Consider the following 13,429-nt stretch of genomic DNA (forward strand, 5'->3'; position numbering starts at 1 on the left):
TGCCCGGTGAGGATCTCTTCAATGCGATTTGCTAATCCTTTTAATTGTTTGGGCTCGAGGTCCAGCTTTCCCAAATTGAGAAGAGTCCTCTGCCTAGGCCCCTTGGGAGTCCTGTAGGACTCGACCAACTGGTGGTAGAAGTAGGTGGTTCCCGTTTGGTGATCTTTTTTTCTGACTCGTCGAATGAACATAGTAGCAGGACATTAGCATGAGGAGAGAAGGCGAGTCAATGCTGGCCGTCTATTTTCTACCACTACACCGAATTTTCGGGGCCTCATCAACGACCTTTCAGATAGTTAGATGAGCAAAATCGGTACACTGTCGCACTATGCAGCATATAGATGACAAACTTGGGCTAAGCGGAAGCCCCCCTTGCCCAGCCTCCAGGCTTCGTGGTAGATAGGAGCGGGCTTGGGAGGTGCCTTCCGGGGCATTTCCAGAAGCCTAAAAGCCTCTGCTGCGAAACCGCATGGCCTTCCTTCCGACCAGCAGAGGCTTTTTTTGACATCCGGCAAGGCCGATTTCCGGGCCATCTTTACGGGGACGCCGGAACGGCCTTTTTGCGAAACGCTGGTTTGCACCGTCCATGCGCCTGGACCCCAGGAGCTTGTCCGAGAATCGCTTTCCTGCTCAAGATGCAGGGGCGTTTCCGTTCCTCTCGTAGCCGCGGGGCTTCAGCCCCGGGGGATAGAGCCATCGTACCCCTTTGAAGTGGCAGGCAGTACCCGACAGCCTACCCGACGCCCGAAGGCCCTTCCGCAGCCCCAAAGGGCTGCGCTACGAGGAAAGGAATCATCCGCGACGTTTTCGGACAGCCTCCTGGGGGCGAATACTCTTTCGCCCCTGCAATGGTCTGCTTTTCAGAGGTGCGTTGCATCCTTTCATCCCTGCGGGGTGGCGAGCCTCGCCAAGATGGCAGGGTAACCCAGTCCCACAGGGCGGCGAAAGAAGAATGTGCAGCTTTCACGTTCACCGGTGGGTTTTTCCCAGGGCGCCGACTGCCGGAGACCCAGCATAATGGATGGGAAAGAGTAGTTCCAGGATTGAAACCGAGTACCCAACGGAGAACACCCATGAATCCGGATGACGAAAAGCTCCTGAAACTCGCCAAGGAAATCATCGTAAAGTTCATCGAGCTGGGCCGGGTTTCGCCCACCAACTTCGAGGCCAATTTCCGGGCCATCTTCTGGGCGCTCAAGAACACGGTTCTGGACGCGCGGGCTGCGGATCTGGAAGGGGCCGGGGCCCTGGAAGAGACTTCCGGGGAGGAATAGGCGGGAAGAAAGAAGGCTCGGCCCGCCCCCCCCCGCCGAGGAGAAGCGGCACCGAGCCTTTTGATGCATCCGCGGTCAAGCGGCGGACTGAATCTTGTCGATGTAGTCGTAGATGTCCTGAACGGTCCGGATGTTTTCCGCCTCTTCGTCGGGAATTTCCACATCAAAGGCCTCTTCCAAGGCCATGATGAGCTTCACCACGTCCAGGGAATCGGCGCCCAGATCGTCCACCACGTGAGCTTCCGGGGTGATGATATCCTTTTCCACGCCCAGCTGATTGGCGATGATGTCCACCACCTTGGCCTTCATTTCATTCACGTCCATGGTCTATCCTCCTGTGTTGGTGTTTTGGCGGTTCACAAACCCGTAGAAAAGAACTTCCCTGACCGTTGACAGCTCTTTTTCCAGCGAGTAGGCGCACTCGTGGGCCAGCCACCGCTGGATCACGCCATGGATGAAGCCCATGACGCCGTAAAAGACCGTGTGGAAATTGACGTCCTTGAGCACCCCTCGGTGGCGAGCCTCATAGATCTTGCGCTTCAGCCGTGGAATGCGCCTCATGATCTCTTCCACGTAGAGGTCCTGGAGGCGGTCGTCCAGCTCGGGGTGTTCCTGAACCATGACCCGATAGAGCCGCTGGTTGCGATCGAAGAAGGCAAAATAGATCCCCAGGTACTTTTCGATCATGGACAGCACGTCGTCGTCGCTATCCAGGACCTCTTCGGCTTCCCGCTCCAGTTCCTGCAGCCTGGCCTGCACCAGTTGGCTGAAAAGATTGTCCTTGCTGGAAAAGTACCGGTAGACGGTTCCTTTGCCCACACCGGCGCGCTCCGCGATTTCGTCCATGGTGGCGTGGTGGAAACCCTTTTCGGAAAAGACGTCCAGGGCGGCTTCCAGGATCCGGTCCCGGGTGTCCTTTTGCACCACGGTGCGGCCCGTCCTGTCGGACGGCACCCGTTCCAGGAGCTCCACGACGGCGGACTTCAGGAAGTCCTCGGCGGGCACTCCCTTTTCTTGAGCCACCGACAGAACAACCTCCACGACCCGCGGCGTAGGCGGTGCTTCCGTTTCCGGCATGCGGCGAAGGTTGGCCAGGACCGTTTGCAGCAGGTCCACCCAGGGGCCGGAATCGCCTTCCGACGGCGCGGACCCCAGGCATTTGCGGAAACAAAGCCGCAGGGGGTCCGGGGTTCCTTCCAGGGCGAGCCGCTTCAGGGCTTCCTGCAATTCTTTCTGGCGTCTCTTTCCGATCACCGTTTCTTTGCCTCGGTCCCCTTTCTTTGACGGACTGGTCCATCATACAGTCCGTTCGCGCCGATGTCAAGGGCAGAGGATGGGGAGGATTAAAGGATTGAAGGATTAGAGGGGGAGAGGGGGAGAGGGTGATGGGGTAAGGGATATGGGGTATGGGGTACGGGATAAGAAGGGGGGAGGACGGAGGAAGATTAGAGGGTTGGGTCATAGAGGCGGGGGCCTGAGTCTTTGCGAAGGTCCCAGGCCCGAAGGACCACCTCCTTCGTCCCTCGGGTGAGATCCAGGCTCGACAGCCGGTTCAGGGGGACGAAGGTGCAGGCGGTGACGTCGCTTCCCGCTCGGGGGGTTCCCGAAACGACCTCACAGAGAAAGTCGAGAAGAACGTAGTGGTAGGCGATCCTCTGATCTTCGTCCCGAAGCACCCGATCCAGGCAGGCCACCAGATCCACGGGCCTCACCTGCAGGCCCGTTTCTTCCTCCACTTCCCGACGGACGGCTTCTTCCAGGCTTTCCCCCAGCTTGACCAGCCCCCCGGGAAGGGACCATTTCCCCAAGGAAGGCTCCCGGCCCCTTTGAACCAAGAGAACCCTGTCGTCTTCAAACACGGTGGCGCCCACTCCCACCATGGGGCGGTCCGGGTACTTGCGCGAACTCATGGGAAGCTCCTGCCCTCTTTCAGCCCCTACCAATAGTCCCCATCAACGATCCTGGTCGCACCCACAGATCGGCCATTTCCATTTGCATCTATTTGCGTCCATTCGCGGTTCTCTTTCCCACTAGGGGCGGCAGCGCCGGCATGGGCGGTAACCGTCCCAAAGGGCGTCCCAACGGCTGTTGAACCGGACCAGGTTTCTTCGGGCCGTCTGAGTCCCAAAGGGACACGACGGCCGATGAAAAACATACGACCTTTGGTTCCCCAAATAGAAAGGAGCCGGCTGGACCCGGCATTCCCCCCAAAGGCCCTTGCTTCCTTTCATGGCGTTCCGTTGGGCGTCCAGGAACTCCCGGAAGCGCTCAAAGCCTTTGGGAGTTCGGAACACCAGCGCGCAGCCTTCCCGGAGCAGCACGGTGTTGACACATCGCCCATCCGGCGTATGGACGTAAGCCAACAGACGCCCGTGTTCGTCTCTCCGGACCTCGTCATAGCGAAGTTGAACCTTCCGTCCTTCCACCAGCCCCTTGTTCCGGCGCCACGCCTGGAGGGCATAGCAGTCGCCGGCGCCCCCTTCGTGATCCACCTCCGGCGCGTCGATTCCCAAATAGCGCACCTTGTCCCCGGTATCCAGGAGCACGGTATCCCCGTCGTACACCCGAACGACCCAAGCATATTCCGGGAGGCTCGCAGCCCGAAGGGGAGACAGCGCCAAGAAAATCAGCGCCGCAAGGCAACCCCCGCCAAGAAACCCGAAAAATAAAGACTTTTCTGCGAGTGTTGCTTTCTTTGCCTCAAGGCGGTCGAACCGACGTGTTATCATGGTTTAGCAGACTCCATCCATGGACAGGCCCCCTGTAGGGGCGAATGATTATTCGCCCCTACAGGCCGTGGGCACGAACGGAACGAGGTCGCGTCTCCTATCAACGGGCGGCGGCCATTTTCATGGGAGGAGCCAGCCCTTCGTCGCACATTTCCTGAATGGAGCGCCTCATCTGCCGAAGAGCCTGGCGGATGCGGTGTTCGTTTTCCACCAGGGCCAAGCGCAGATAACCTTCGCCTTCCTCGCCGAAGCCGATGCCCGGCGCCACGGCCACATTCCCCCTTTCCATGAGCTCCAGGGCGAACTTCATGGAACCCATGGGGCGCAAAGCCTCGGGCATCCGCACCCAGACGAACATCCCGGCCTTGGGCGGCGTGACGTCCCATCCCAGCCGCTCAAGCCCGCTGCACAAGACGTCGCGGCGTTGCTGGTAGATGGCCGCCTGGCGTCGCACATCCTCTTCGCAGTCCCGCAGGGCCACGATCCCGGCGATCTGGATGGCGGAAAAAATCCCGTAGTCGTAGTAGCCCTTGATCTGGGCCAGGCCCCTGATGATTTCCTCGTTGCCCACGCAGTAGCCCAAGCGCCATCCGGCCATGTTGTAGGACTTGGAAAAGGATCCGAACTCCACCCCCACGTCCCGCGCCCCCGGGACCTCCAGGAAGCTGGGCGCCCGGTATCCGTCGAAGGTGATCTTGGAATAGGCGAAATCGTGGACAATCATGAATCGGTGTTTCTTGGCCAGGGACACGGCTTCTCGGAAGACGTCCAGGGTGGCGAGCTCCGCCGTGGGGTTGTGGGGAAAGTTCAACATGAGGAGCTTGGGCTTGGGCACCAGGCTCCGGCAGATATCGTCCACCCTGCGCAGGAGCTCTTCCGGGGAAGCCATGGGAATGCGGATCACCTGCCCGCCGGCGATCACCGCCGCGTAGATGTGGATGGGAAAGGCGGGGGCCGGGACCAGCACCGTATCCCCGGGGCCGACGAGAGCCAGGCACAGGTGCGACAGACCTTCCTTGGATCCGATGGTGCACAGAACCTCCCGGTCGCCGTCCAGCGTCACACCGTAGTCCCTCTCGTAGGCCTTGGCGATCTCCCGGCGAAGGTTTCGAAGTCCCGTGGCCACGGGATAGCGGTGACTCTTGGGGTCCCGAACCACCTCGCAGAGTTTCTCCGTGACCGTCTCGGGAGCCGGATCAATGGGATTGCCCATGCCCAGGTCGATCACGTCGTCCCCCCGCCACCGTTTTTCCATCTTCATCTTGTTGATCATTCCGAAAAGATACGGGGGCAGCTGGTTCATGCGGTCGGCAAATCGAATGATGCTCTCCTCTTTCATGGTGTCCTCCCAAGGTAAGACGGAAGGCCGAACAAAAAACCCCGGGCCTTTTCGGCCCGGGGTTTAAAGGGAAAACGCCGCGGGCCGAGCATCAGCCCGTGGCGTTCGGCAACTGGGATGTTGGATCAGCGCGCCGCCGCCAGGGCTGAACCGGTCGCGGCGGCCGCTGCACTCAAGGTGCTCGTGCGGCTCATCTTTTTTCTCCTTCATGGCCAATCTACGGAGAATCCCTCCCCGTGTCAAACATTTCGAGCGCCAAGTCTCATGTTGACCCGATGGACGGCAATGGATAAGGAAAGATCACGAACATCAAACAAATCAGGAGGATTTCGTTCGCCCCATGCCCCAGAAGAGATGCACCGGAAAGAAAAGACGCCCCGCGGTCACCATCCGCCACATGGAAATCGATGATCTTCCCAAGGTTTTCCACCTGGGGGAGGAACTCTTCACGGCGGACACCGTGCCCAACCTTTATCGGACGTGGGACTCCTACGAGGTGGCCTCCTACTACCTCAGCGAATCGGAATACTGTTTCGTGGCGGAAATGAACGATACCATCGTGGGATTTGCGCTGGGCACGACCATCTCAAAGCCGCGCTCGGCTTGGAAATACGCCCACCTGGTGTGGCTGGGCGTGCGTCCGGACCTCCAGGGAACCGGCGTGGCGGAAAGGCTCTTCGAGCACTTCAAGAACGCCACGTTGGATGAAGGTGTCCGCATCATTTTCGTGGACTCCGAGGCGGACAACGAAACGGCCCTGGCCTTTTTCAAGAAGATGGGATTTTCCAATCCCAAGGAGCACATCTATCTGAGTCTCAACCTGAGCGAGCGCAAGAAACGATCTGTCAAGGAAGGATGATCCCGGAAACCGACCCCCGAAGCACACGACGGAGCCGCCCATGTCCCAAGCCGACCATCCGAACGTCCATCCCCGGAGACTTCGCCGTCTTCTGGAGCGACTCATCAACATCTACAGTCCCTCCGGCAAGGAAGAGGACGTGATCGACTACCTCCACGGTTATCTCAAGCGTTACGACCTTCCCCTGATCCGACAACCCGTGGACGACCGGCGCTGCAACCTCCTGGTGGTTCCGCCGGAAGAAGACATCCAGCTGGCCCTCATCGGCCACGTGGACACCATTTCCGCCTACGACCTGGAAGATTTCGGCTTCGAGGAAGAGGCGGGCGAGATCTACGGGCTGGGGGCGGCCGACATGAAGGGCGGATGCGCGGCCATGATCGAAGCCTATCTGTCGGCCTACCGGAAGAGCGATCGGCGGCTCCCCGCAGCCCTGGCCCTGGTGGTGGGGGAAGAGGAGGAAGGCGACGGCGCCCGAAGGCTGGTGCGGGACTACCATTTTCCCTGGGCCATCATCGGCGAACCCACCAATCTGGCCGCAGGCCTGAGCCACTACGGCTACCTGGAAGTCCAAACGGTCACCCGGGGAAAACGCATGCATGCCTCCATGGCCAGGCGTGCCGACAACCCCGCCGAGGGACTCCTGCACTTTCTTCTGAAGATCCTGCACCACTTGGAGGAAAAACGGCCGGATGTCATCACCAACATTCGGGACCTGAGCACGTCTTCGGCCGGCTTTGTGGTTCCCGACTATTGCGAGGCCTGGCTCGACCTGCACGTGCCTCCCGCCGCTCCCCTGGGAGAGATCATCCTGGAGTTGGAGCAGATCACGGAGGCGCTCCGCTCCGACTATCCCAACCTCCAGCCGTCGGTGCGATTCACCGAGATACACGCCGGCTACGATATCCCCGAAAAGAGCGCCTTTGTGCAGAAGCTGAAGACCATCTGGGATGAAAACCAGCTCCCCTGGGAACCCGTTCCCTTCCGGAGCCATTCCGATGCCAACGTGCTGTGGTCCGCTGGCGTCAAGCCCATCCTGTTCGGTCCGGGGCTCTTGGAAAAGGCGCACTCGCCGGAAGAGTCCGTGCCCTTCGAACACGTGGTGACCGCCGCACGTCTCTACGAACAGATCCTGCTCTCTTTGTAGGCCCTGGATCCCTTACACTAATTATTTGACTTTCTAAGAGTTTTTGATATCCTTGCCGGGTAGGTTTTCCCTTGGAGATGGTCCTTCCCGGGACGACTCGCCGGAAGCCGCAAGCTTGCGAACCCAAAGCATGAGCATCCCACCCCAAGCCGTGCTGCTCCAAGACCGCTCGAGGGGAGCACCGGTGGCGGTTCGCCCGAAGACGAGGAGTGCGTTCCAGATGGCCCCTTCCAGGTCCCACATCGGCATCCTTTCGGGTTTGGCCCTTCTTCTGCTTTTTACGGCATCGGAGGGGCTTTACGCTCAGGAGGCACCCAAGGCTCCGGCGGAGGCCCGGGAGGTGATGCTGCATCTTGCGAGGGCCACCATGTGCGAAGCGGTGGAGAACCTTCTTCCCGTGAACAGCGCTGTGGTCTTTCCCGTATCCCAAGGGCGGGTCTTTTGCTACACCCTCTTCGACGCGGTGTCGGCTCCGACCCAAATCTTTCACCGATGGTACCACAGGGACGAGCTGACCACCCAGATCCGCCTGAAGCTCTACCCGCCCCGCTGGGCCACCTACAGCCTGATCCGGCTTCGAGAGACGGACAAGGGCCCCTGGCGGGTGGAAGTGACGGATGCCGATGGGCGGATCCTGAAGGTTTTGCGCTTCAGCATCACGGACTGATCTCCATCGTCCACATCGAAGCGGTTCGCCAAGGGCGCCTGCATCCTATTCCTTCCCTCGACCGGCCGCTTCGGCTGTGGGCACGGCAGATGGAGGGAAGGTTGAGTGCTCTGTGAACGGAGAGAACCATACTTCCGAAACTTTCCAGAGAGCACGAAGACCCAAACCTTCACCTGGGGAAGCGGCGAAAGCCGCTCTGGGGGTGCCCGTTCTCCCCATGGGGGAATGACCCCCCAATGAGATCACGCGGGCGGCGCTCCCACAGAAGGCCTCTTGCACCGATCCGCTCTTTCGTCCGTGCGGGCTGGCGCAATGGCAATCATGCTCCTTAATTGAGCGGTTGGGAAGGGCGGGCATAAAGCCCGCCCCTACAAGAACGCTCCGATCCCTTGGGTAGGGGCGGGGTTTATCCCCGCCCGGTAAGCGACGCGTGGCGGACATGGAAAACTTCTTCGACATGCTCATCACCATCCGCTGGCAGGATCTGGTGGACATCCTGGTCAACAGCTACATCCTTTTTCGCCTCTATGTGCTGTTCCGCCACACCAACGCCTTTCGGATCCTGGCCGGCATCGCCTCGCTGTGGGTGATCCAGGAAGTGGCCGCGTCCCTGGGCCTCATCCTCACCAGTTGGGCGCTCCAGGCCATCACGGCGGCGGCGGCCATCATCATCATCGTGGTCTTCCGAAACGAGATCCGAACGGCCCTCCAAGCCCGCAATCTCAAGAACTTCCTGTGGGGATCCCCCCTAATGGAGAAGACCTCCCCCGTGGACGTCCTGGCGGACACCTTCTTCCAGATGGGCAAAAAGCGCATGGGCGCCCTGGTGGTCTTTCCCGGCAAGGAGGACCTTCGGGAGCTGGTGCACGGGGGCATCCCATGGGACGGCAGGGTTTCCCAGGAAATGCTCATGAGCATCTTCTGGCCTCAGAACCCCGTCCATGACGGTGCGGCCATCATCGAGGGGGACAAGATCACGGAAGTGGGGGTGCTGCTTCCGCTGTCCCAGCGTGCGGACCTGCCCACCTTCTACGGAACACGCCACCGGGCTGCGGCTGGTCTGGCCGAGCGAAGCGACGCCCTGGTGGTGGTGGTCTCCGAAGAGCGGGGACGTGTGAGCGTCGCCAAGGGCAACTGGATCCGACCCATTTCCAAGCCGGAAGAAGTGGTCCATCTTCTGGAGGAACACCTGGGGATGGGACACGAGAGGGACCCCGACTTCCGCCGCCGGGAAATGGGCAAGCTGACCCTGGCCGCCTTTCTCTCCCTGGGCATCATGACCGCCGTCTGGTTCGGCTTCACCCGGGGCCGCGACACCCTCATCGCCCTGGACGTTCCCATCGAGTTCGTGAACCGCCCCGCCCAATATCAGATCCTGGAGACCTCCGCCAACAAGGTGCACTTGCAGCTCCACGGGTCCAGCGCCTTGGTGAAGTCCATGCGCCCCGAGCAGATCAACGTGCGCATCGACCTGAGCAAGGCACAGGAGGGGCGGAACGTGTTCGCCATCAACCAGGAAAACATTCAGCTCCCACCGGGTGTTTTCTTCAACGCGGTGTCGCCCCCCACGGTGGAAGTCGTCCTGGACATCCCCGGGACCAAGAGCGTGCCGGTCCAGGTGGACTGGACGGGAAGACTGCCGGACGATTTGCTTCTCACCGAGGTTCAGGTTATTCCTTCCGAAGTGCAGGTGGTGGGTGGAAAGACGATCCTGGACCATATCCACACGCTCTACACGACCCCCGTGCGTCTGGACACCATCACGGAATCGGGAGAGCTGTCCGTGCCGATCATCGTGTCGCCTCCCTCGCTCAAACCGACCTCGCCGGCGCAGGAACGGGTGAAGGTCGTCTTCACCGTTTCGAAACGAACACCCGAAGCCCAAGAAGAACCTTCCACCGAAGACCGATCCCGCAAGAGCGAAAACTGAACCCGCCCATTCCACCTCCCCCGTTTTCGTCGAAGCGCGGTCGTTGGACGCGAGAAAGAGAACCGCGCATGAACGCGAATAAACGCCGATGGGACTGAGTGGGATGCGGCAACGGCACAGGCCTGTTCATCCAGGGGGGATGGGAAACCATGACCGTTTCTATGAAACGCCCGCTTGCACCGTTGGCGAACGGAAGATGTAGGGGCGAACAACCGTTCGCCCCTACACCCGGGACCGTGGAATTTCCGTTACGGCGCCGGGGTGCATGGACATGAAAAGGAGAGGGCATGGGTGCGACCGCTTCCGACGACCGAACGCGGAAGGTCCAGGCCCTCTGGCTGGCCTACCTGGGCTGGCTGGTGGCCATCGCGATGATCGCGGTCCTCAAGTACATGGGATACAGCGATATCGAAACGGACCAGCTCATCGTCTTTTTCGGCGCGGCCACGACGGCCCATCTTTTGGCCTGCCTGGCCCTCCACTTCCGCTGGGACCGCCATCTTGCCTTCGATCCCCACTTTGTGCTGGTTCCCAACTGGCTGCTCTTCGCCCCGGTGGCCGCCTACGGCTACTACGCCGTGGGAACCGCCCGGGATTTCATGCTGGTGGGCTGGCTCATGGGCCTCTTCTTCCTGGCCGGCCGGGTCCGCTTCCGGGGCGTTCTACTCACCGCCGTCTGGTACATGGTCCTCTACCTGGCCTTGTTGACCTTGGCCTCGAGCGGGAAGCCGGTGGACATGGGCCGTGAAGTCATCCGGGCCCTGGCGTTTCTGGCCGTGTGCATCTTCCTGGCCCTCCTGCTGGATCGCTTCGCCGCCCAGACCCTGCATCTCAAGGCCTCCCTGGCCCAGCTGCGGGAAAAAGACCGGGAGATCACGCGGCTGAACCAACGGCTTTCGCTTTTTGTCAGCGACCCGCTGGTGGAGCACCTCAACAGAGAGAACGGGGACGCCGTCTTGCGACACCAAAGAAGAAAGATCACCGTCTTCTTCTCGGACATCTGCCGTTTCAGCACCCTCACGGACGCCATGGAACCTGAAGAGATGGCCCAGCAGCTCAATGAGTACTTCGACGCCATGATCCGCACGGCCTTCGACCACGGCGGCACCGTGGACAAGCTCCTGGGCGACGGCATGATGGTGCTCTTCGGCGCCCCGGGCGACATGGATCCGGCCGAGGGAGCCTATCGCTGCGCCGCCATGGCCTTGGCCATGCAGCGGAAGCTGGAGGCACTCAACGATCGATGGCGCCGCCAAGGCTATCCCTATTCTTTCTTGGTGCGCATGGGGATCCACACGGGCGTGTGCGTCCTGGGAAGCTTCGGCTCCGACCGGTGGCTGAACTATACGGCCATGGGCTCCCAGGTGAACATCGCCGCCCGCCTTCAGGAAAAGGCCGGACCCGGCCGGATCCTCATGAGCCGCGCCACGTACGCCCTCATCGCCGACAAGGTGACGGCCCAGGAAGTGGGGGAACTCCATCTGAAGGGGATTCATTACCCCATCCAAGGTTACGTACTGGAAGGGCTTGAAGGGCCGGAAAGAGACCGGAGGATCACACATCGGGGCCCCGGATTCGAAATCACCATCCAGCCCGACCAGATGACACCCGAAGCCCGACAGAAGCTGGCGCGGATCCTTCAACAGTGGGGGGAAACGCCCGGCGAAAAGGAAGAGGGGATTGCAGCGGCCTCCGACCTTACGGCTAGGAGGCTGCCCGAGAACGATTGATTTGCGCCGTTCAACGCCGATTCGTCATCCCCGCGAAAGGGGGATCCAGAATTTCCGGCAACTTATGGACTCCCGCTTGCGCGGGAGTGACGGTTGGGGGGAGTTTTCAGACAAGCTCCTAGGCCGGATCGCCGTTCATGATGAGATCCCGCCAGTAGTCCTGCAGATCTTTCCCCGAGCCGTTGCGCATGGATTCCAGGATTCGGTTGGTCCGGGCTTCCATCTCGGGGATGATCTCCACCAGGGCCTTGAGGGAAGACAGGACCTTGTGGGTCTGCTTCTTGTGGGGGATGGCCATCTGGGGGTGGTTGAGCAGTTGCAGGATCTCTTCCAAAACAGGGAGCTTGTCGGCCGAAAAATCCACGTAGGCCAACCGCGGCCAGTGCCTTCTGAGCTCTTCCGGCAAGTGATGCAGGCGGTCGGCCAATTCCGCGTCCATACCGATCCAAAGGGCCTTTCGAAGCTGATCCAGGAGGGATTCGATCTCCTGCCGCGCCTCGGCCCAGAGCGGGGATTCTTCCAAGAGGCGCTGCCATTTAGGGCGGATCTTGTGCATCACCCAACGTTCCGCCTGTTCGGGCAGAAGGGACAGGGCCGCCAGCTCGTTTTGCTCTTCCGCCAAGGAGCGCGCCACCTCCACCAGGTCCTGGTTGCCGTTCAGCAGGGCCATCTTGCTCAAGAGGATCTGGTTCAGGTGGACGAGGACGGAAGTCTTGTCGCGGATCCCTCCCACGCTCCGGCAGATCTCCTCCTCCCACTGTTCCCTCAGAAAACTGATTTCCGCGTTAATAGCCGAAAAGATGAAACTCAGCTTCGCCAGGGTATTCCGAAGCTCGTGGGCCACGGCGTTACACGAAGCCATGCGCTCGCTGGCCAGCTCCTGCTGCACCTGACTCACCGATTCGCGGATATGAAGAGAGAACATCTCGGTGCCCAGAACGCGTGACAGCTTCTTGATCACCTTGGTGGCCCGATCCCCCCGCTGGATCGTGTGCGGCAGAAAGTGAATCTTGATGACGGCCACCACCACATAATCGCTGTTCTGCCAGATGGGGGTGCCCTTCCAGTTGCGGGGGTACTCAAGGTGGTCGGCGTCTTGACCGTAGAGATCCGATTTCTTGACCAGCACAGGTTCCATGTGGTGCCAGTCCTCCGGCTCCCCGCTCAACTGCTTGCGGACGCTGCGCTGGTCTTCGTAGGGATTGTCGGCGGTCCAGCTCTTCTGGCGCTCCACGCACCATCCCATGGCCTCCAGGGCACGTCCGGGCCGATCCCGGTACTGGTCCCACGTCTTGCCGGGCGGGTTGTAGTCGGAGACATCAGGAAGACCCCAACGGATGGTCCCGTTTTCCTTTTCACGGATCCCGGATGTGACCCGAACGGATCGCAGCTCCGGGATGGGGCCGATGCGATAGATGGTTCCCTTGGTGGCATGATCCAGGCACAAGAGAATGGTCTCGATCATGTTTTTGCATGTCTTTTCGAGCAACTCGTGGCCGATGATCATGCGGGCTCCCCCTGTCCTTGCTTCTCGAAAGCAGCCTGCTGCTTTCAGAACGCATTAGATAATGTCAAAAAGGCAGGCCGTCAACAGGACAGGTGTGTTTGATAAAGATTATTTTGCAAGGCCCATACCAGGAAAGGCGGCTCCGCCACCCATCCGGATCCCCCCGCTTCCCGCGGGCCTCCGCCGCCGGCGCGGGACCGCATGGGGACAAGACTTGTCCATTTAAGCCCCCCAGAAAACAAGGGGA

The 13,429-nt window shown here is 60.6% G+C and carries 13 protein-coding genes; 6 read left to right on the forward strand and 7 right to left on the reverse strand.

Going from position 1 to position 13,429, the window contains the following annotated elements:
• Positions 1 to 191, reverse strand: a 191-nt coding sequence (locus BUB04_RS20420; RefSeq protein WP_492215220.1) for an IS1634 family transposase N-terminal domain-related protein, incomplete at its 3' end; no start/stop codon positions are given.
• Between the two features lie 882 nt (positions 192 to 1,073).
• Here BUB04_RS20420 and BUB04_RS14400 point away from each other — a divergent pair.
• A complete protein-coding gene (locus BUB04_RS14400) occupies positions 1,074 to 1,274 on the forward strand; it encodes a hypothetical protein (protein ID WP_073040714.1) in 201 nt (66 codons plus the stop codon).
• A 75-nt stretch (positions 1,275 to 1,349) separates the two neighbouring features.
• Here BUB04_RS14400 and acpP read toward each other — a convergent pair whose 3' ends face one another.
• From acpP to BUB04_RS14425, 5 genes are all read right to left on the reverse strand, one after another.
• On the reverse strand, positions 1,350 to 1,598 hold the full coding sequence (acpP, locus tag BUB04_RS14405; RefSeq protein ID WP_073040716.1) for an acyl carrier protein: 249 nt from the start codon (positions 1,596 to 1,598) through the stop codon (positions 1,350 to 1,352).
• A 3-nt stretch (positions 1,599 to 1,601) separates the two neighbouring features.
• Complete coding sequence (locus BUB04_RS14410) at positions 1,602 to 2,528, reverse strand: TetR/AcrR family transcriptional regulator (RefSeq protein ID WP_073040719.1); 927 nt, start codon at positions 2,526 to 2,528, stop codon at positions 1,602 to 1,604.
• A gap of 191 nt (positions 2,529 to 2,719) precedes the next feature.
• Positions 2,720 to 3,184 (reverse strand): NUDIX hydrolase, encoded by a 465-nt coding sequence (locus BUB04_RS14415; RefSeq protein WP_073040721.1) that lies wholly within the window; start codon positions 3,182 to 3,184, stop codon positions 2,720 to 2,722.
• A 120-nt stretch (positions 3,185 to 3,304) separates the two neighbouring features.
• On the reverse strand, positions 3,305 to 3,838 hold the full coding sequence (locus BUB04_RS14420; protein ID WP_073040723.1) for a thermonuclease family protein: 534 nt from the start codon (positions 3,836 to 3,838) through the stop codon (positions 3,305 to 3,307).
• Between the two features lie 265 nt (positions 3,839 to 4,103).
• Positions 4,104 to 5,342, reverse strand: a complete 1,239-nt coding sequence (locus tag BUB04_RS14425) for an aminotransferase class I/II-fold pyridoxal phosphate-dependent enzyme (protein WP_073040725.1) — start codon at positions 5,340 to 5,342, stop codon at positions 4,104 to 4,106.
• 340 nt (positions 5,343 to 5,682) lie between these two features.
• Here BUB04_RS14425 and BUB04_RS14430 point away from each other — a divergent pair, with 340 nt between their 5' ends.
• From BUB04_RS14430 to BUB04_RS14450, 5 genes are all read left to right on the forward strand, one after another.
• The gene (locus BUB04_RS14430; protein ID WP_073040727.1) at positions 5,683 to 6,201 is read left to right on the forward strand and encodes a GNAT family N-acetyltransferase; all 519 of its coding nucleotides are present in this window, start codon (positions 5,683 to 5,685) and stop codon (positions 6,199 to 6,201) included.
• A gap of 40 nt (positions 6,202 to 6,241) precedes the next feature.
• Entirely contained in the window at positions 6,242 to 7,348 is a 1,107-nt protein-coding gene (locus BUB04_RS14435; protein ID WP_073040729.1) for a M20 family metallopeptidase, read from the forward strand.
• Positions 7,349 to 7,568: 220 nt separating this feature from the next.
• Complete coding sequence (locus BUB04_RS14440) at positions 7,569 to 8,015, forward strand: DUF2914 domain-containing protein (protein WP_084076517.1); 447 nt, start codon at positions 7,569 to 7,571, stop codon at positions 8,013 to 8,015.
• A gap of 439 nt (positions 8,016 to 8,454) precedes the next feature.
• Positions 8,455 to 9,945, forward strand: coding sequence for a diadenylate cyclase (locus tag BUB04_RS14445; RefSeq protein ID WP_073040796.1), 1,491 nt, complete (start codon positions 8,455 to 8,457; stop codon positions 9,943 to 9,945).
• 287 nt (positions 9,946 to 10,232) lie between these two features.
• Positions 10,233 to 11,675 carry an adenylate/guanylate cyclase domain-containing protein gene (locus BUB04_RS14450; protein WP_073040731.1) on the forward strand — a complete coding sequence of 481 codons (1,443 nt, stop codon included), beginning with the start codon at positions 10,233 to 10,235 and terminating at the stop codon, positions 11,673 to 11,675.
• Positions 11,676 to 11,793: 118 nt separating this feature from the next.
• Here the strand turns inward: BUB04_RS14450 and BUB04_RS14455 are convergent, their stop codons facing one another.
• Entirely contained in the window at positions 11,794 to 13,182 is a 1,389-nt protein-coding gene (locus BUB04_RS14455; RefSeq protein WP_073040733.1) for a hypothetical protein, read from the reverse strand.
• Positions 13,183 to 13,429 lie beyond the last annotated feature (247 nt).

This window comes from Desulfacinum infernum DSM 9756, from assembly GCF_900129305.1.
Taxonomy (GTDB): Bacteria; Desulfobacterota; Syntrophobacteria; order Syntrophobacterales; family DSM-9756; genus Desulfacinum; species Desulfacinum infernum.

Coding starts and splice junctions, on each gene's coding strand:
- BUB04_RS14400 (WP_073040714.1), top strand. CDS start 1,074: ATGAATCCGGATGACGAAAAGCTCCTGAAACTCGCCAAGGAAATCATC.
- acpP (WP_073040716.1), bottom strand. CDS start 1,598: ATGGACGTGAATGAAATGAAGGCCAAGGTGGTGGACATCATCGCCAAT.
- BUB04_RS14415 (WP_073040721.1), bottom strand. CDS start 3,184: ATGAGTTCGCGCAAGTACCCGGACCGCCCCATGGTGGGAGTGGGCGCC.
- BUB04_RS14425 (WP_073040725.1), bottom strand. CDS start 5,342: ATGAAAGAGGAGAGCATCATTCGATTTGCCGACCGCATGAACCAGCTG.
- BUB04_RS14430 (WP_073040727.1), top strand. CDS start 5,683: ATGCCCCAGAAGAGATGCACCGGAAAGAAAAGACGCCCCGCGGTCACC.
- BUB04_RS14435 (WP_073040729.1), top strand. CDS start 6,242: ATGTCCCAAGCCGACCATCCGAACGTCCATCCCCGGAGACTTCGCCGT.
- BUB04_RS14440 (WP_084076517.1), top strand. CDS start 7,569: ATGGCCCCTTCCAGGTCCCACATCGGCATCCTTTCGGGTTTGGCCCTT.
- BUB04_RS14445 (WP_073040796.1), top strand. CDS start 8,455: ATGGAAAACTTCTTCGACATGCTCATCACCATCCGCTGGCAGGATCTG.
- BUB04_RS14450 (WP_073040731.1), top strand. CDS start 10,233: ATGGGTGCGACCGCTTCCGACGACCGAACGCGGAAGGTCCAGGCCCTC.
- BUB04_RS14455 (WP_073040733.1), bottom strand. CDS start 13,182: ATGATCATCGGCCACGAGTTGCTCGAAAAGACATGCAAAAACATGATC.